The 18487-nt window shown below is 70.0% G+C and carries 13 protein-coding genes; 8 read left to right on the top strand and 5 right to left on the bottom strand.

What is annotated here, in order from left to right:
- Positions 1-22: 22 nt before the first annotated feature.
- On the bottom strand, positions 23-1537 hold the full coding sequence (locus ACFV6H_RS23190; RefSeq protein ID WP_385545182.1) for a multicopper oxidase family protein: 1515 nt from the start codon (positions 1535-1537) through the stop codon (positions 23-25).
- 190 nt (positions 1538-1727) lie between these two features.
- Entirely contained in the window at positions 1728-2402 is a 675-nt protein-coding gene (locus ACFV6H_RS23185; protein ID WP_385545179.1) for an MOSC domain-containing protein, read from the bottom strand.
- 91 nt (positions 2403-2493) lie between these two features.
- On the opposite strand from ACFV6H_RS23185, the gene ACFV6H_RS23180 reads away from it, so the two are divergent.
- The gene (locus tag ACFV6H_RS23180; RefSeq protein ID WP_385545177.1) at positions 2494-3438 is read left to right on the top strand and encodes a LysR substrate-binding domain-containing protein; all 945 of its coding nucleotides are present in this window, start codon (positions 2494-2496) and stop codon (positions 3436-3438) included.
- Between the two features lie 64 nt (positions 3439-3502).
- On the opposite strand, the gene ACFV6H_RS23175 is transcribed toward ACFV6H_RS23180, so the two are convergent.
- Positions 3503-3871, bottom strand: a complete 369-nt coding sequence (locus ACFV6H_RS23175; RefSeq protein ID WP_384986787.1) for a WhiB family transcriptional regulator — start codon at positions 3869-3871, stop codon at positions 3503-3505.
- Between the two features lie 424 nt (positions 3872-4295).
- On the opposite strand from ACFV6H_RS23175, the gene ACFV6H_RS23170 reads away from it, so the two are divergent.
- The 4 genes from ACFV6H_RS23170 (at position 4296) to ACFV6H_RS23155 (ending at position 8781) form a co-directional block, all read left to right on the top strand.
- Positions 4296-4907 (top strand): response regulator transcription factor, encoded by a 612-nt coding sequence (locus ACFV6H_RS23170; protein WP_003948568.1) that lies wholly within the window; start codon positions 4296-4298, stop codon positions 4905-4907.
- Positions 4908-5231: 324 nt separating this feature from the next.
- Positions 5232-5807, top strand: coding sequence for a sigma-70 family RNA polymerase sigma factor (locus ACFV6H_RS23165; protein WP_066949642.1), 576 nt, complete (start codon positions 5232-5234; stop codon positions 5805-5807).
- A gap of 196 nt (positions 5808-6003) precedes the next feature.
- Positions 6004-7506: an IMP dehydrogenase gene (guaB, locus tag ACFV6H_RS23160; RefSeq protein WP_093589168.1), complete on the top strand. Its 1503-nt coding sequence runs from the start codon at positions 6004-6006 to the stop codon at positions 7504-7506.
- Between the two features lie 150 nt (positions 7507-7656).
- Positions 7657-8781 carry a GuaB3 family IMP dehydrogenase-related protein gene (locus tag ACFV6H_RS23155; protein ID WP_384789959.1) on the top strand — a complete coding sequence of 375 codons (1125 nt, stop codon included), beginning with the start codon at positions 7657-7659 and terminating at the stop codon, positions 8779-8781.
- Positions 8782-8881: 100 nt separating this feature from the next.
- Here the strand turns inward: ACFV6H_RS23155 and ACFV6H_RS23150 are convergent, their stop codons facing one another.
- The gene (locus tag ACFV6H_RS23150) at positions 8882-9370 is read right to left on the bottom strand and encodes a hypothetical protein (RefSeq protein WP_385545171.1); all 489 of its coding nucleotides are present in this window, start codon (positions 9368-9370) and stop codon (positions 8882-8884) included.
- Between the two features lie 98 nt (positions 9371-9468).
- Complete coding sequence (locus tag ACFV6H_RS23145) at positions 9469-10731, bottom strand: nucleotide sugar dehydrogenase (RefSeq protein WP_093589157.1); 1263 nt, start codon at positions 10729-10731, stop codon at positions 9469-9471.
- Between the two features lie 272 nt (positions 10732-11003).
- Here ACFV6H_RS23145 and ACFV6H_RS23140 point away from each other — a divergent pair, with 272 nt between their 5' ends.
- The 3 genes from ACFV6H_RS23140 to ACFV6H_RS23130 all read left to right on the top strand — a co-directional run bounded on the left by ACFV6H_RS23140 (position 11004) and on the right by ACFV6H_RS23130 (position 18287).
- Positions 11004-12710 carry a glycerol-3-phosphate dehydrogenase/oxidase gene (locus ACFV6H_RS23140; RefSeq protein WP_384789964.1) on the top strand — a complete coding sequence of 569 codons (1707 nt, stop codon included), beginning with the start codon at positions 11004-11006 and terminating at the stop codon, positions 12708-12710.
- A gap of 244 nt (positions 12711-12954) precedes the next feature.
- On the top strand, positions 12955-14931 hold the full coding sequence (locus tag ACFV6H_RS23135; protein ID WP_385545166.1) for a protein kinase: 1977 nt from the start codon (positions 12955-12957) through the stop codon (positions 14929-14931).
- 230 nt (positions 14932-15161) lie between these two features.
- The gene (locus tag ACFV6H_RS23130) at positions 15162-18287 is read left to right on the top strand and encodes a protein kinase (RefSeq protein ID WP_385545164.1); all 3126 of its coding nucleotides are present in this window, start codon (positions 15162-15164) and stop codon (positions 18285-18287) included.
- Positions 18288-18487 lie beyond the last annotated feature (200 nt).

Genomic DNA, 18487 nt, shown 5'->3' with positions numbered 1-18487 from the left:
ACGCGGCACGTTAGTGCCTGAGTCAGTGCCCCTGGTGTGCGTGGACGGCAGATGGACGGCCCGCCCGCTGTCCCTTGGCGACCACCACGAACTGGCCCATCATTCCCTGGTCCTCGTGGTAGAGCAGATGGCAGTGGTACATGTACGGAGCGTTCGGATCGGCCGGTCCGTCGAAGCGTATCGCCAGCTTCACGGTCGTACGGTCCGGCAGGAAGACGGTGTCCTTGGCGCCGCGCAGGGCCGGTTCCGGCTCCCGGCCGTTCACCGAGAGCACCTTGAACTGCACACCGTGGACATGGAAGTTGTGCGGCATCCCATTGGTGTTCCGTACGGTCCAGACCTCCGTGGTCCCGCGCGTGATCGTGTCGTCGATCCGGCCCATGCTCATGGGCTTGCCGTTGATTCCCGACACCTGGAGGTTGAAGAACCGTCCGCGCGCGGCATGCGAACCGTCCGGCAGATCCAGCTTTCCGAAGGCGGCGGGCAGCGCGGGCGAGTGACGCAGATGCTTGCTCGCGCGGAGTTCCAGGATGTCGAAGGTGTCGTCGCCGCCGTTGAAGCGCTGGTTGTAGAAGTCCTGGCCGATGGAGAGCGGATAGTTGCGCAGTACGGTCCGCTCCCCGGGCCGTACGCGCACCACTATCTCGGCACGCTCGCCCGGTGAGAGCTGGATCCGGTCCATGGGCGCCGCCTTCTCCAGCAGTCCGCCGTCGGTGGCGATGAGCGAGAACGCGCGGCTGTCGTCAAAACCGAAGTCGTAGGTGCGGGCGGTCGAGGCGTTGAGGAGCCGCAGCCGTACGAGTTCGTCCTCGACCACGCGGTAGGGATCGAGCGTGCCGTTCACCATCGTTTGGTCACCGAGGAAGCCGACCGTCTGGAGCACTCCGTGTCCGTGGTCGAACCGGGCTCCGTCGAACTTCACGTCCTGGACGATCAGCGGCAGATCGTTGACGCCATAGGTGTCCGGCAGCCCGAGCCCGAGGGACTTCGCGTCGTCGAGGATGAACATCCCGGCAAGACCGCGCTGTACATGGTCCTCGGTCTCGCCGTGCGGATGCGGGTGGTACCAGAGCGTCGCGGCCGGCTGGTCGATCTTCCAGTGCGGCGACCAGGCCGTACCGGGAGCGACCATCTGGTGCGGGCCGCCGTCCATCTTCGCGGGCAGCCGCATCCCGTGCCAGTGCACGGTCGAGGCCTCGTCCAGTGTGTTCCGTACCCGCACCCGGACCTTCTCGCCGCGCTCGGCGCGCAGTGTGGGCCCGAGATAACTGCCGTTGAAGCCCCAGGTCGGAGTCCTCCTTCCGGCCGTGAACTCCGTTTCGCCGGACTGCATCTTCAGGTCGAAGACCCGGGTGCCGTCGGGATCGACCGACGACTTGGCGAGCGGTGGTACGGCCAGCTCGTTACGGAAGCCGCCGCGGCCGGCCGTGGAGACCTTGGCGCCGGAGTACACCCAGAGGAGACCACCGCCGATCGCCAGGGTGAGAACGATCCCGAGCGACAGCAGAATGATGAGGACGCGCTTGAAGCCAGACATGCTCAGAGCGTCCCGGCGGGCGCCACTTCACTTCATCGGGGGCGCCCCCGAGGCGCCCCCGAGACCCCATCGGTCACTCTCAGGGGCATCCCCTACGCAAGAAGTATTCCGCCCAACAAGCCCCAGGTCAGGGCCGTTTCACCGACATTACCGTCCCTTGGGCAACCCTGACCTCCATGCCGTTCCGCCGCTATGCCGTCCCGCCGTCTCCGTACTTGGCGACATACTCGCGCGCGCTCCTCAGCTCCCGGGCGTGGAGCGCCTCTCCGGCGGCGAGGATGCGCGGCAGCAGTGCGCGCTCGGTGGTGGCGGCACGGAACGCCATGGCGACCGTCACCTCGTGAGCGGGCCGGTGGATGATCTCGATGGCATCGCCCGCGCGGATCTCGCCCGGTGTGATGACCCGTAGATACGCGCCCGTCACGGCCTGTCCCGTGAAGCGCTTCATCCAGCCCGTCTCGCCGAGCCAGGCCTGGAACGTACGGCACGGAATCCGCCCGCTCGTCGTCTCCAGCACCACCTCGGAGCCGATCCGCCAGCGCTCACCGATCTTGGCGCCGGTAATGTCCAGGCCGTACGTGGTGAGATTCTCGCCGAACGTGCCGTTGGGCAGCGGCCGGCCCAACTCCCGCTCCCAGAAGTCCAGATCCTCCCGCGCGAACGCGTACACCGCCTGATCGCTGCCGCCGTGGTGGCGCAGATCGCAGACGGTGTCCCCGGCGAGACCGCTCCCGCCCTCGCCCTTCGGTCCCGGATCCGCCACCCGTACGGGACCGTCGGCGGGCCGCTTGTCGATCCCTGTGGCGCCCATGTCGGCGTACTCCACGGCCTTCGGCCGTCCCACATTCACGGTCAGAAGCTTCATACCCGCCACGTTATCCGGCCTCATCCGGCTTCCTCTCAAACAAACCATCGACTACCTGGCGATCTCCCAAAGACTCTCTTATGGTGAGGGAGTGATCGAGGCCCGCCATCTCCGAGTGCTGCGCACCGTGGCCGCCACCGGCTCCTTCTCGGCGGCGGCGCGCGAACTGGGCTGTACGCAGCCGGCGGTCAGCCAGCAGATGAAGGCGCTCGAAGCGTCCGCCGGCACTCCGCTGATCGTCAGGACCGGCCGCGAGACACGGCTGACGGAGGCGGGCGAGGTGCTCGTACGGCATGCGACGGGCATTCTCGCCGGACTGACCGCCGCCGAGGAGGAGATGGCGGCCATCGCGGGGCTGCGGGCGGGCCGGGTCAGGCTGGTCTCGTTCCCGAGCGGCAGCTCCACACTGGTGCCCACCGCGCTCGCCGCCCTGCGCGCGGCCCATCCGGGCACCCGGGTCTCGCTCGTAGAGGCCGAGCCGCCGGCCTCCGCGGTGATGCTGCGCGAGGGCGACTGCGATGTGGCGCTGGCGTTCCGGTACGGCGGCTCCGCCGCGGAGTGGGACGACCTGGTCGTGCGTCCGCTGCTGGTGGACCGGCTCGTCGGAGTGGTCCCGGAAGGGCACCGGCTGGCGGGCGCGAGCGAGGGCGCGGGTGAGGGTGAGGGTGAGGGTGAGGGCGCGAGTGAGCGCGCGGGGACGGTCGCGATCGGTGAGCTGGCGGACGAGCCGTGGATCGCGGGCTGTCCGCGCTGCCGCAAGCAACTCGTGGACGCCTGCGAGGAGTCGGGATTCACGCCCCGGATCGATTTCGCGACGGACGACTATCCGGCCGTGATCGGCCTGGTCGCGGCGGGGCTGGGAGTGGCGATGCTGCCGGAGCTGGCGCTGGAGGCCGTACGTCCCAGAGGTGTCCGTACGCTCACGGTCGAGCCGTCGGTCCACCGGGAGATCGTCGCTCTGACGCTGCCTGATCTGGCGCAGGTGCCGGCGGTGGCGGCGACATTGGATCAGCTGGTCCTGGCCGCCGCGCGCTGATCCCTCGCGGGCGGAAAGGGAGTTGCAGGAACGTTTCTGCGATGTATCGGCGGTGCTTGCCGGGTCAGTCGTTGGTGTGACCGTCGTGGCTGTCATGGCCGTCGGCGCCGTTCGTGCCCGGCGCCGAGGTCGAGGCCGACGCGGTGATCAGCCGGGTGCGCGCACGTCCCATGAGTTCCTCACGCTCGTCCTCGGTCAGTCCGCCCCACACGCCGTACGGCTCCCGTACCGCAAGCGCGTGCGCCGCGCACTCCGCGCGTACCGGGCATCGCATGCACACCTCTTTTGCCGAGTTCTCACGCGCGCTCCGTGCCGCACCTCTCTCACCCTCCGGATGGAAGAAGAGTGAACTGTCGACACCACGACAAGCTGCCAGGAGCTGCCAGTCCCACAGATCTGCGTTCGGTCCGGGAAGGCGGGAGAAATCTGCCATTGCTCATGTCCCCTTGAAACCGTGCTAAGTGGATACGGGCCGCTTGGACGCCGGGTACGAGCCCGACGCGCAACTCGCACCGGTGCTCACGACCGTACATCTACTATCCAAGTAGATGTAAATATGACTCATTGCGAATCTAGCCACAGACACCAGTAAAAGTGAAGAAAAGCCGCCAAATAGGGCATAGCTCTGAGTGAGACCCCGGCGACCTGCGGCGCTCTCCTCTGTGTCCGACCCCTCACAGGGAGTGCCGAACTCCACCGTCCGACCCGTAACTCTTTCGAGTGACCGTCGTTGAGTGTGCGAGGCGGTTGACAGAACGAGCGCTCGGGCACATGTCCGAGAGCGTCAATCGCACAGGTGACGATATGTACTCAGCCTGGAGGCTCAAGGTGACGCGCATCAGCTGCGGAGGACGGTCATGACATCCGTCCTCGTCTGCGACGACTCCCCGCTTGCCCGAGAGGCGCTCCGCCGCGCGGTCGCGACCGTGCCCGGCGTCGAGCGCGTGACGACCGCGGCCAACGGCGAGGAAGTCCTCCGCCGCTGGGGCGCCGATCGGTCCGATCTGATTCTGATGGATGTACGGATGCCGGGCCTGGGCGGTGTCGAGACGGTCCGCAGGCTGCTCTCGGCCGATCCCGGAGCCCGGATCATCATGCTCACGGTCGCGGAGGACCTGGACGGTGTCGCGCTCGCGGTCGCCGCCGGTGCCCGCGGTTATCTGCACAAGGACGCCTCGCGCGCCGAACTGCGCGCGACCGTCACCCAGGCGCTCGCCGATCCGACCTGGCGGCTCGCGCCGCGCCGGCTGCGCTCGGCCGAGATGGGCGCCGCGCCCACGCTCACCGCGCGTGAGATCCAGGTGCTCGAAGGCATGAGCCACGGCCGGTCGAACGCGGAGATCGGCCGTGAGCTGTTCCTCTCCGAGGACACGGTCAAGACACACGCCAGGCGGCTCTTCAAGAAGCTCGGTGCCTCGGACCGCGCGCACGCGGTGGCGCTCGGTTTCCGCTGGGGCCTGGTCCGCTGAGACCGGGGCCCGGTCCGCCACGCCGGGCCCGGCCGCCGAGGCGGCAGGCCCGCCGAGGCCGGCCGAAAGCCCGCACCACCCGTCCGCTGCCGGGTCCTGTCCAGCCGGACAGGACCTGGGCGGGGCGGGGCAACGTACGCCCGTGCGCATCCGTTTCCCGCGCGATGCCGCATCCTTGAGGGTGTGGAGTTCCTCGGGGACGAGTCGGACGAGCGCGAGGGGAGGGCGCAGAGGATGAGTTCTGCCGCACCCGCTCATAACGCTTCGGTGCACAACTACGGACGCGGTGCCACCGATCAGCAGCCGCCAAGGCACCATGGTCCGATGCGCGATGACGAGACCACGGTGATCGGTGCGCTCGTTCACCGTGCCGTCGACGGCGACGCACAGGCCACTCACGATCTTCTGGCCCGTGTGCATCCGCTCGCGCTGCGCTACTGCCGTACGCGGCTGAGCAGGCTGCCCGGCGACGCGCGGCACTTCGTGGAGGACCTCGCGCAGGAGGTCTGTGTCGCGGTCCTGATGGCGCTGCCGCGGTACCGCGACACCGGCAGGCCCTTCGAGGCGTTCGTCTTCGCCATCGCCGGGCACAAGGTCGCCGATCTCCAGCGGGCCGCCATGCGCCATCCGGGATCCACGGCCGTACCGTCCGACGAGATGCCGGAGCGGCCCGACGACTCGCTCGGCCCGGAGGAGCGGGCGCTGCTCAGCAGCGACGCCGAGTGGGCCAAGAAACTGCTCGCCAATCTGCCGGAGAACCAGCGCGAACTGCTGGTGCTGCGGGTCGCGGTCGGGCTGACGGCGGAGGAGACCGGACAGATGCTGGGGATGTCCCCGGGCGCGGTCCGGGTCGCCCAGCACCGCGCGCTGAGCAGACTGCGGGCGCTGGCGGAGCAGTGACACGGGCCATGGAGCACCGACACCGGCCGGTGGAGCAGTGACACCGGCCGCGATCCGGAACGTGGAACGGGCCATGGTGTGTGACGCGATCGGCACCCGGGTGCGGAAGATCGGGTACACCGGTGTGGAATGTGAGGCGTGCGGAGCCCGTTAGCATGGACATCCGCACCGATCAAGGCCATTTGGGGAAGGTGTCATGACTGCAAACGTCGACGGAGTGCCCGAGAAATTCGCGACGCTCGGGCTGACATACGACGACGTGCTGCTGCTGCCGGGCGCGTCCGACATGACGCCCGACGCCATCGACACCTCCTCGTACATCTCCAAGAACGTACGGGTGAACATCCCGCTGCTCTCCGCGGCGATGGACAAGGTCACCGAGGCCCGGATGGCGATCGCCATGGCGCGGCAGGGCGGCGCGGGTGTGCTGCACCGCAATCTCTCCATCGCCGACCAGGCCAACCAGGTCGATCTGGTGAAGCGCTCCGAGTCCGGCATGGTCACCGATCCGATCACGGTCCATCCGGACGCGACGCTCGGCGAGGCCGACCAGCTCTGCGCCAAGTTCCGCATCAGCGGCGTTCCGGTCATCGACCGCGGCGGCAAGCTGCTGGGCATCGTGACCAACCGCGACATGGCCTTCGAGGCGGACCGTACGCGCCAGGTGCGCGAGGTCATGACGCCGATGCCGCTGGTCACCGGCAAGGTCGGTATCTCCGGTGTGGACGCCATGGAGCTGCTGCGCCGGCACAAGATCGAGAAGCTGCCGCTGGTGGACGACGCGGGTGTCCTCAAGGGCCTGATCACCGTCAAGGACTTCGTCAAGGCCGAGAAGTACCCGAACGCGGCCAAGGACAAGGACGGCCGGCTGCTCGTCGGCGCGGCCGTCGGCGTCGCGGGCGACGCGTACGAACGCGCGCAGGCGTTGATCGAGGCGGGCGTCGACTTCATCGTCGTGGACACCGCGCATGGCCACTCCCGGCTGGTCGGGGACATGGTCGCCAAGATCAAGTCCAACTCCGCGGTGGATGTCATCGGCGGCAACATCGCCACCCGTGACGGCGCGCGGTCGCTGATCGACTCCGGCGCCGACGGCATCAAGGTCGGTGTCGGCCCGGGCTCCATCTGTACGACGCGCGTGGTCGCCGGTATCGGCGTTCCGCAGGTCACCGCGATCTACGAGGCCTCGCTCGCCGCCAAGGAGGCGGGCGTCCCGGTCATCGGCGACGGCGGTCTCCAGTACAGCGGCGACATCGCCAAGGCGCTGGTCGCGGGCGCCGACTCGGTGATGCTCGGCTCGCTGCTCGCCGGATGCGAGGAGTCGCCGGGCGAGCTGCTCTTCATCAACGGCAAGCAGTTCAAGTCGTACCGCGGCATGGGATCGCTCGGCGCGATGCAGTCCCGCGGCGAACAGCGTTCGTTCTCCAAGGACCGCTACTTCCAGGAGGGCGTGGCCTCCGACGAGAAGCTGGTGCCCGAGGGCATCGAGGGCCAGGTGCCCTACCGCGGCCCGCTCTCCGCCGTCGTCCACCAGCTCACCGGCGGACTGCGCCAGTCGATGTTCTATGTCGGCGGACGCACGGTGCCCGAGCTCCAGGAGCGCGGCCGGTTCGTACGGATCACCTCGGCGGGGCTCAAGGAGAGCCACCCGCACGACATCCAGATGACGGTCGAGGCGCCGAACTACACCAGGAGCTGACGCGGCACGGAGCTGACGGAGCGCTGAGCGAGTGTGCCCATGAGGGGCGGCCCTGAAGGTACGGGACCGCCCCTCATGGGTGCGCCGGGGGTGCGCGGGGCGGTTCGGGGATACTGGACAACGCAGACGCAGAGCGAAAGGCCACACATCGTGACTGAGATCGAGATCGGGCGCGGCAAGCGCGGTCGCAGGGCGTATGCCTTCGACGACATCGCCGTCGTCCCGAGCCGGCGCACCCGGGACCCGAAGGAGGTCTCGATCGCCTGGCAGATCGACGCCTACCGGTTCGAGCTGCCCTTCCTGGCGGCTCCGATGGACTCGGTCGTCTCTCCGGCGACCGCGATCCGGATCGGTGAGATGGGCGGTCTGGGTGTGCTCAACCTGGAAGGCCTGTGGACCCGGTACGAGGACCCGGCGCCGCTGTTCGACGAGATCTCCGGTCTCGACGGGCCGAGCGCCAACCGCAGGCTCCAGGAGATCTACGCCGAGCCGATCAAGGAAGAGCTGATCGGGCAGCGCATCAAGGAGGTACGGGACTCCGGCGTGGTCACGGCCGCCGCGCTCTCGCCGCAGCGCACCGCGCAGTTCTCCAAGGCCGTGGTGGACGCCGGCGTCGACATCTTCGTCATCCGCGGGACGACGGTCTCCGCCGAGCATGTCTCCGGTGCCGCCGAGCCGTTGAATCTGAAGCAGTTCATCTACGAGCTGGATGTGCCGGTCATCGTCGGCGGCTGCGCCACGTACACGGCGGCGCTGCATCTCATGCGTACGGGCGCGGCGGGCGTGCTGGTCGGCTTCGGCGGCGGCGCCGCGCACACCACGCGCAATGTGCTGGGCATCCAGGTGCCGATGGCCACGGCGGTCGCGGATGTCGCGGCGGCCCGCCGGGACTACATGGACGAGTCCGGCGGGCGGTATGTGCATGTCATCGCGGACGGCGGCGTCGGCTGGTCCGGCGATCTGCCCAAGGCGATCGCGTGCGGCGCGGACGCGGTGATGATCGGCTCGCCGCTGGCGCGGGCGTCGGACGCGCCGGGCAAGGGACTCCACTGGGGCATGGAGGCGGTCCATGAGGACGTGCCGCGCGGCAAGCTGGTGGATCTGGGTGTCGTCGGGACGACGGAGGAGGTCCTGACCGGGCCTTCGCACATCCCGGACGGATCGATGAACTTCTTCGGCGCGCTGAAGAGGGCGATGGCGACGACGGGCTACAGCGAACTCAAGGAGTTCCAGCGGGTCGAGGTGACGGTGGCGGACTCGCAGCACCGCCGCTGAGTTTCTTCGGCGCTGTACGGAAGGTGCCCGGACCAGCACGTGGTCCGGGCACCTTCGGCGTCGGTGACGCCCTTACCACGATGTCCTCAGCGCGATGTCCTTACTCGGCCGCCTTCTTGGCGCCCGCGAACGCGGCGAACGCGGCGAACGCGAGGAAGACGAAGGTCATGAGGTCCTTGCTCTCGCTCCACGCGTCGCCCAGCAGACCGAAGTTGTTGAAGAAGACATCCGTCGCCGAGACGTTCAGCTCCTTCGCGACGATCATCGCGATACCGATGAGCTGGCCGAGGTAGACGGCGCCCAGCGACAGGACGGCTCCGGCGACCGGCAGGACGGGGCTGGGCCCGCCGACCTTGCCCGCGGCGAATCCGACCAGGAAACCCACGCCGATGGCGGCCCAGCCGATCTCGCGCTCGATGGCGCCGGCGATCCCGCCGTACACCCCGGCGGCGACGAGAGCCGCGACCAGGGCCGCCACAAGACCGAGTCCGATGTTGTCGCGGACCGGGGCCGGCGGCGCGCCGAACGGCTCGGGCTGGACGGCGCCGTCGGCGAACGGGTTGCCGGGTGGTGGAACGGGCTGACTCATACTGAAGATCCCCCCACGGGACGAGTGTCGTGCGCATGACTTGAGCACGATGGGCCAGGACAGTAGCAGTCCGGTACGACACTCCCGTACGTATTTGATCAGAGCCGGTACGCCGCTCCCGCCGGGCTCGCTCCCCGGGTGTCCAGCAGGAGCTGCGCCTTGACCGCCAGGCCCTGGAGGTCGTACGTACGGTGGTGCTGGAGCAGCACCGTCAGATCGGCGTCGGCGGCGGCCTCGTAGAGCGAGTCCGCGCGCGGGACGGGCACCTGGCGCACCCGCCAGTCGGGGACATACGGATCGTGGTAGCTGACCGTCGCGCCCAGGTCCATCAGCCGGCAGGCGATCTCCCTGGCCGGTGAACTCTCCTGGTCGGCGAGGTCCTGCTTGTAGGTGACGCCGAGCAGCAGGATCCGCGCGCCGCGCGCGGACTTGCCGTGCTCGTTCAGGAGCGTGGCGCAGCGCTGGATGACGTACTGCGGCATCCGTGAGTTGATCTCCTGGGCGAGACCGACCATACGGAGCGGATGGCCGGGCGTGCGGCCCGCGTGCGGCAGACAGCTCGGGTCCATCGGTACGCCGTGGCCGCCCACACCGGGGCCGGGCCGGAAGGCCTGGAAGCCGAACGGTTTGGTCTCGGCGCAGCGGATCACGTCCCAGAGGTCCACGCCGAGGTCATGGCAGAGCACGGCCATCTCGTTGACGAGCGCGATGTTGACATGCCGGAAGTTGGTTTCGAGGAGCTTGACGGTCTCGGCCTCGCGCGGGCCGCGCGCCCGTACGACCTTCTCGGTCAGCCGTCCGTAGAAGGTGGCGGCCGATTCGGTGCAGGCCGGGGTGAGACCGCCGATCACCTTGGGGGTGTTGGCGAGGCCATGGGTGCGGTTGCCCGGGTCGAGCCTGCCGGGCGAGTAGGCGAGATGGAAGTCGCGTCCGGCGCGCAGGCCCGAGCCGTCCTCCAGGATGGTGCGCAGGAAGCCCTCCGTGGTGCCGGGCGCCACGGGCGACTCCAGCAGGACGGTGGTGTGCGGGCGCAGCCGGGCGGCCAGTGCGCGGGCCGCCTCGCCGACCGCGCTCAGATCCGGCGTGCGGTCGGCGCCGAGCGGCGTGGGCGCGCAGATGACGGCGGTACGGACGCGGCCGAGATCGGTCGGGTTGGTGGTCGGCCGGAAGCCGCCCGAGAGCATCCGGCGGATCTCGGAGGCGGTGAGCGAGCCCTCGACCGGTGGATGTCCCGCGGCCAGTTCGGCGACGGGCCACGGGTCGGTGTCGTAGCCGATGGTGTCGACACCGGCGGCCACGGCGGCCTGGGCGAGAGGCAGGCCGAGATGGCCGAGACCGATGACGGCGAGATCTGCGGGCACGGTGGTGGCCGTCCTTCCCGTAGCCGAAGTGGACAGTGAGCGCAAGCCCGGTGGACAGAATGGGGAAGCGCAATGTCAGACTAGGCTTAAATATGACCGTTATGCGGTATTGCGCGGCCGGGCAAGTGTGTTTCTCCGCGTGTTCGTTTCCGTGTTTCCCGTTGTCGCCTCGGGTGTGACCGGTGTTATCCACAGGCGGTGGCTGAAGTCGTGTGGTGCGGACAGAATCGATGTGGTGAGCCTGACCAGACGGGGGACTACGGGAGGCAGCAGTGAGGACAGCGAGACTGGGACCCGCCGAGCGCTTGCGGGCGCTCGCGGCGATGGCCGAGCGTGAACTGGACGTGCTGGTGGTGGGCGCGGGTGTGGTCGGGGCCGGGACCGCCCTCGATGCCGTGACCCGAGGGCTGTCGACCGGACTTGTCGAGGCGCGCGACTGGGCGGCCGGCACATCGAGCCGTTCGAGCAAGCTGATCCACGGCGGGCTGCGCTATCTGGAGATGCTTGACTTCGCGCTGGTGAGGGAAGCGCTCAAGGAGCGAGGCCTGCTGCTGGAGAAGCTGGCACCTCATCTCGTGAAGCCGGTGCCTTTTCTGTATCCGCTGCGGCACAAGGGCTGGGAGCGGTTCTACGCGGGCTCGGGCGTCGCGCTGTACGACGCGATGTCGGTGTCGTCGGGGCACGGGCGCGGGCTGCCCGTCCACCGCCATCTCTCCCGGCGGCACGCGCTGCGGGTGGCGCCCTGTCTGAAGAAGGACGCGCTGGTGGGCGCGTTGCAGTATTACGACGCCCAGATGGATGACGCGCGCTATGTGGCGACCTTGGTCCGTACGGCGGCGACGTATGGCGCGCAGGTGGCGGGCGGCGCACGGGTCGTGGGCTTTCTGCGGGAGGGCGAGCGGGTCGTCGGCGCGCGTGTGCAGGATGTGGAGGCGGGCGGCGAGTACGAGATCAGGGCCAAACAGGTCGTCAATGCCACCGGAGTGTGGACGGACGACACCCAGGGACTGATCGCCGAGCGCGGACAGTTCCATGTCCGGGCCTCCAAGGGCATCCATCTCGTCGTGCCCAAGGACCGGATCCACTCCGCGACCGGGCTGATTCTGCGCACGGAGAAATCGGTTCTGTTCGTCATCCCTTGGGGACGCCACTGGATCATCGGCACCACCGACACCGACTGGGATCTCGACAAGGCCCATCCGGCGGCCTCCAGCGCCGATATCGACTATCTGCTGGAGCGTGTGAACGCGGTGCTGTCCGTCCCGCTGACCCGGGACGACGTCCAGGGCGTGTACGCGGGGCTGCGCCCGCTGCTCGCCGGCGAGTCGGACGCGACGAGCAAGCTCTCGCGCGAGCACACGGTCGCGCATCCGGTGCCCGGCATGGTGGTGGTCGCGGGCGGCAAGTACACGACATACCGGGTGATGGCCAAGGACGCGGTGGACGAGGCGGTGCACGGCCTCGACCAGCGCGTGGCGGAGTGTGTCACGGAGGACATTCCGCTGCTCGGCGCGGAGGGCTATCACGCGCTGTGGAACGCGCGGGCGAGGATGGCCGCGCGCACCGGAATCCATGTGGCGCGTGTGGAGCACCTGTTGAACCGGTACGGGACGCTGGTGGAGGAGCTGCTGGAGATGATCGCCGCCGATCCCGGTCTGGGCGAACCGCTGGCGGCGGCCGACGACTATCTGCGCGCCGAGGTGGTCTACGCGGCCTCGCACGAAGGAGCACGCCATCTCGAAGATGTGCTGACTCGGCGGACCAGGATCTCGATCGAGACCTTCGACCGCGGCACGCGCAGCGCGCGGGAGTGCGCGGAGCTGATGGCGCCGGTGCTCGGCTGGGACAAGGACCGGATCGAGCGGGAGGTCGAGTATTACGAGAAGCGGGTGGAGGCGGAGCGGGAGTCGCAGCGGCAGCCGGACGACCAGACGGCGGACGCGGCGCGGCTCGGCGCACCGGACATCGTGGCGATCTGACGGCGGGGAGAGCGGAGTCGGCCGCGTTCGCCGTTCGTTGTATCTTCTGTCACTCCGTTCCCATGAGGCACACGCGTACCCAGCACATTTGTGTCAAGTGCGAACAAGGCCATGATGTACCCAGGCCCCGGGAGCGGTGACGGTCCCGGAGTGAGGGACAATGAAGGCTCTGTCAGGGCGCGTTACGGCACCGCGCGGGCGGGCGGCAGTCGCGGGCCAGGATCAGGGATCGCAGAGGGGACGCATGTCGGAGTCGAAGCAGTCGCGGGACACGGCGCAGGAGCCTCAGCGGGACGAGGAGAAGAGCGCCCGGGACGAGGCGAAGAGCTCCGGCGCCGTCGGCAGCGCCGCAGGCAGCCCGGAAGGGCGTCTGCTCGCGGGCAGGTACCGGCTCGGCGCGGTGCTCGGCCGTGGCGGTATGGGCACGGTCTGGCGGGCCCTCGACGAGACGCTCGGCCGTACGGTCGCGGTGAAGGAGCTGCGGTTCCCTTCCAGCATCGACGAGGACGAGAAGCGCCGGCTCATCACACGTACGCTGCGCGAGGCCAAGGCGATCGCCCGGATCCGCAACAACGGGGCGGTCACGGTCTATGACGTCGTGGACGAGGACGACCGGCCTTGGATCGTCATGGAGCTGATCGAGGGCAAGTCGCTCGCCGAGGCCGTCCGCGAGGACGGCATACTGACACCGAAGCGCGCCGCCGAGGTCGGGCTCGCGGTTCTCGACGTACTGCGCTCCGCGCACCGCGAGGGCATTCTGCACCGCGATGTGAAGCCGTCCAATGTGCTGATCGCCGAGGACGGGCGCGTGGTGCTCACGGACTTCGGCATCGCCCAAGTCGAGGGCGATCCGTCGGTCACCTCCACCGGCATGCTCGTCGGCGCTCCCTCGTACATCTCGCCGGAGCGCGCCCGTGGCCACAAGCCGGGGCCCGCCGCCGATCTCTGGTCGCTCGGCGGTCTGCTCTACGCGTCGGTGGAGGGCTGCCCGCCCTACGACAAGGGCTCCGCGATCGCCACACTCACCGCCGTGATGACCGAGCCGCTCGATCCGCCCAAGAACGCGGGCCCGTTGGAGGAGGTCATCTACGGGCTGCTCGCCAAGGATCCGGCGCAGCGGCTCGACGACGCGGGCGCGCGGGCGCTCCTCAACGACATCATCGAGGCGCCCGAACAGCCGCCGGGCGCGCCCGAGCCGGGCCCCGACGCCACCCGGGTCGTACCGCTGCCGCCGCTGCCCGCCGAGGACAAGTCCGCGCCGACGGCCATGAGTTCCGCCGGTGAGGCGGGCGGCGACCGGATGCGCGGTGCGCTGCGCTCCGTACGGAACGCCGCCTCGGCGACGCCCGGCGCAGGGCAGCGGCCCGAGCCGGCCCAGCCGTCGCGGCCCTCGCCGCCGCGCGCCTCGCTCACTGATGTGGTGCCCAGGCGCACGCTGGTGATCATCGCGGTCGTGGCCGCGCTGGCCCTGGTGTCCACCGTTCTGATCGTCGCCCTCAATGGCGGAGACGGTAAGGCGTCGGAGAAGGGCACCGACGGCACGGCGTCATCGGCGGGCGCCGGCGCCGGCGATGCCAAGGGCAAGGATCAAGCACAGAGCCCCGAGCCGGACAAGAGCGCCAACGGCAAAGGCCAGGGGGACGCGGCGGCCTCGGCCGGGAATGAGTCCGGCGACTCCGGTTCCGGTTCGGACGCGTCCGACGACTCAGGCGACTCCGGTGACTCCGGTGACTCCGGCGGCAAGGAAGCCGGAGGCGACGCGTTGCCCGCGGGCTATGCCACGGTGAGCGACGGGCGGTTCCGGTTCTCGATGGCGATGCCCAAGGGATTCCACAGAACGGGCATAGCCGGGCAGAACTCAGGCGGTATCTACAGCGCCGACGGTGGATTCCCGCGCGTCCAGGTCGACTTCAACGACAGTCCGACCGACGACGCGGTGGCGGCGTGGCAAGGGCTTGAGGCGGCGGTCAGAGGCAGCAGCAGCAACTACAAGCTCATAGGTATCAAGAAGGCCGACTACAACGGCTATCCGACCGTCGCCGACTGGACGTTCGAGCGGAACGAGGGCGGTCAGCGGACCAGGGTGCTCGACCGAGGCTTCAAGATCGATGCCAAGCGCGGCTACTCGATCATGGTCAGTTGCCCGGCGAGCGAGTGGGACGAGAAGGAGTGCGTGACGCTGCGCGAAACGGCGTTCGACACGTTCCAGCCGAAGGGCTGACCGGACCGGCGAATTCCGGCCGTCGCGGTGACCGGCTCCGTGATCGGCTCCGCGAACCGGATGTAAACGTTCCGCAGCGGGTTGTCCCGACCCTGCGGCATGTTCGCCTGCGGCCACGTATCGTGAGAACCCGCGAACCGTACGCATCCACAATGAGCCGGTAAACGACCGGAATTGGCGGTTTCGCGGGTCTCCGGGACCGGGAGACAGCGTGTTTGTGGGGAGGCGTTGTGGACGACTACGCGGGGCGGGTGCTGGCCGACCGCTATCGCCTGCCGTTGCCGCCGTCCGACGAGTACGAACTCGTCGAGACCCGGGCGTTCGACACGTACAGCGGGCAGGAAGTCCTCGTCAGACAGGTGCCGTTGCCGGAGGTCGTGGAGGCCGAGGTCGTGGACGCGGAAGGGACCGCCGCGCCACGGCGGGTTCCCGGGCGCGCGCCGCGCAAGGCCACCGACCCGGCGGTGCGGCGGGCCATAGAGGCCGCCCAGAGCGCCGCCCAGATCCCCGACCATCCACGGCTCGACCAGGTCTTCGACGTGTTCGCGGACGGTGGCTCGCTGTGGATAGTGAGTGAACTCGTCGCCGCCAGACCGCTGGCCGCGCTGCTCGCCGAGAAGCCGCTGAATCCGTTCCGGGCGGCGGAGATCGCCTCCGATGTGCTCACCGCCGTACGTGTGCTGCACGCGCACGGCTGGACCCACCGGAACATCACCGTCCGTACGGTGCTCGTCTGCGACGACGGCCGGGTCGTACTGACCGGGCTCGCGGCGGGCGCGGCGGAGGAGGCGCTGTGCGGATACGCGCCGGTGCCCGAGCCGCCGGATCTGCGCGGTCCCGACGGGCTGCCCGGCCACGACGGGCGGCTGGGCTCCGGCGGACGGCCGGACGCCGAGCGGCAGTTGGGTGCCGACGAGAGCTCCGGCGCCGCCGGGCAGCTCGGCGGCGATCCTGGATTCGCGGCCACCGAACAGCTCGGGCAACGGGAGCAGTTCGCGCGGCCGGAGGCGCCGGCCGGCCATGAGACACCGGAACTGCCGTACGACCCCGGGCCGACCGCGGGAGTGCCCGGAGCGCCTGGCCGGGCCGCGCTGGGCCCCGGCCGCGCCGCGGAGAGCCCTTACGACGACGGCACCTCGTCCGGTACGTCCGGCGCGATGCCGCGTCCGCACAGCGGTACACCGGGAATCCCGGCGCCGTACGGCACGCGCGGCGCGCTGCCCGGCGGGACCGCCTCGGGAGACATCCGGGCCGCGCGCGCCGGTGCCATCGCGGCCTACCGCGCGGGAGCGCGCGCCGCCGCGCGCGCCAGCGAGGACCAGCGCGCCTCCGGCAAGGGCGGGCCCGCGGTGCCGCCGCTGCCGGAGCCCTCCGCGGGCACCGGCCTGCCCGCAGGCGGCACGGGCCCGCAGGAGCCGCCACAGGGCGGCGGCAACGATCCGGACTGGTGGGCCCAGCCCCGTACGTTCGAGGAGCCGGACGCCGACGAGGACGACGAGCCGCCGACGCCCTACCGCGCCGAACTGGCCGGCACCTGGCGCGACGGCCCGGCGCCCTGGAACGACGCCTCGGGCTCCGTCCCGGCGGGCGGCAGCCAGCACGGTGGCGGCAGCCCGTACGGTCCGGACTCGGCGGGTCCTTTCGGCACCGGCGGCGCGGGCGGTACCGGGACCGGGCAGGGCGGCGAGATCGTCATGGCCCGTGGCGGAGACACGCCGTACTCCGGGCCCGGCAGCGGTCGCAGCGGTGGCGGCGGCTGGCCGTCGGGCGGTGCGAGCGACGCGCTGCGCGCCGACGCCCAGCGGGAGACCGCACGGCTGCCCGCCGTGGCCGGACCGGGCGCGGGCGCCGGGCGGTGGGACGACATCGTGGCGAGCGGCTCCGTGCCCGCCTACCGAGGCCCCGCGACGCCACTCGCCGCCGAGCGCGCGCGGCAGGCCCGTATCGCGGTCGTCGGAGCGGTCACGGAGCGCTGGGCGCCCGAGCAGGCGGGCCCCGTGCACGAGAACTGGCAGCTCGCGCCGCCCATCGGCCCTGCCACCGATCTATGGGCCCTCGGCGCGCTGCTCTATCGCGCGGTGCAGGGACATGCTCCGTATCCGGAGGAGAGCGCCGTCGAGCTGGTCCAGCTCGTCTGCGCCGAGCCGCCCGCCTTCGCCGAGGAGTGCGGCCCGCTGCGTCCCGTGGTCGAGTCGCTGCTGCGTCAGGACCCGACCGAGCGGCCGGACTTCGAGGAGCTGCGCGGCTGGCTGCGCTCGCTCGTCCGGTCGGCGCCCGAGCCGGAGGCCGGTCTGGACGTCGTACCGATACCGGCGGACGAGACACGGCTGCCGATAGTGCGCCGGCGCGGCGAGCTGGTGCGCAGGCGCCGTGGACGCAAGGGCGACGCCGGACGTCACCGGCACAAGAAGGGCAAGGAGCGCAAGGAGAAGGGCGGCAGGGCCGGTCTCGAAGAGCAGCGGCAGTATCAGCAGGAGCACCAGCACGAGCACCCGTCCGAGCCCGAGTATCAGCAGTCCCATGAGCAGGCCCATCCACAGGCGCGCCCGCACCCGCGGTCGTACGAGTCCGAGGAGTCGTACGACCGGCCGGAGCGGCTGGACCGGCGGCCGGACAGGTCCGGGCGGAGCGGCGGCCGTGGCCCGCGTTCCCTGGGCCGTGTCCTCCTGGTGCTGATACTGCTTCTGCTCGTGGGCGCCGTCGTGTACGCCGTGATGTTCATGCCCAAGGCCGATACGGGACAGCAGGGCCAGAGCGTGGGCGAGGCGACGCCCGGCGCGTCCTCGGCGCCGCAGTCCCCGGACGACCGGAGCACGGACGGCAAGGGCACGGGCACGGCGGATCCCACTCCCTCGGATCCCAACACCTCCGCTCCGCAGACCTCCGGCTCCGCCGTCGATCTCGCCGACGGATATGTCCTGCGCGACGACCCGGAGGGCTTCCGGATCGGCGTCGACAAGGACTGGCAGCGGAGCTCCATCAACGACAGCGGGCAAGTCCGCTATGTCGGTGGCGACTTCACGCTGATCGTCGTCCCGGGCCGGGACAGCGTGGCGGACAACGGCGGCGATCCCATGGTGTACCAGCGCGACAAGGAGCGGGAGCTCCAGCCCTTCCGGGACTCCTCCTGGGCCACGGCCTCCGGGCTGCGCCGGATAGACGTGGGCCGGCAGGCCATGGCGGAAGGGCAGTACACCTGGCAGGACAGCAGCGGGCGCGAGGTCTTCGTACGGAATCTGGCCATGATCGTCGACGGCCGGTACCACATCATCCAGGTGATCGGTCCCGACAGCCAGCGTGACCAGGTGGACGAGATCTACCAACAGGCCACGACCGCCTACCAGGTGACGGGCTGAGCGGTCGCTGCCCTTGGCGGCGGTGCCGGCCGGTGCTGTGGCGGCGCGTTCCCGCGTCACAGTGCTGTTTCCGTGCTCGACCCGAGGTTCCGTGTCCGCGCGTCGCCTCCGTAACCTGTGGTTCCCAAGGAACAGGGCGGGGGACGTGGACCATTCACAGAGCACGGGCGCGGGTACGGGTACCGGTACGGGTGCAGGTG

It is taken from the genome of Streptomyces sp. NPDC059743 (assembly GCF_042732975.1).
Taxonomy (GTDB): domain Bacteria; phylum Actinomycetota; class Actinomycetes; order Streptomycetales; family Streptomycetaceae; genus Streptomyces.
This window is presented reverse-complemented; position numbering and strand designations above follow the sequence as displayed.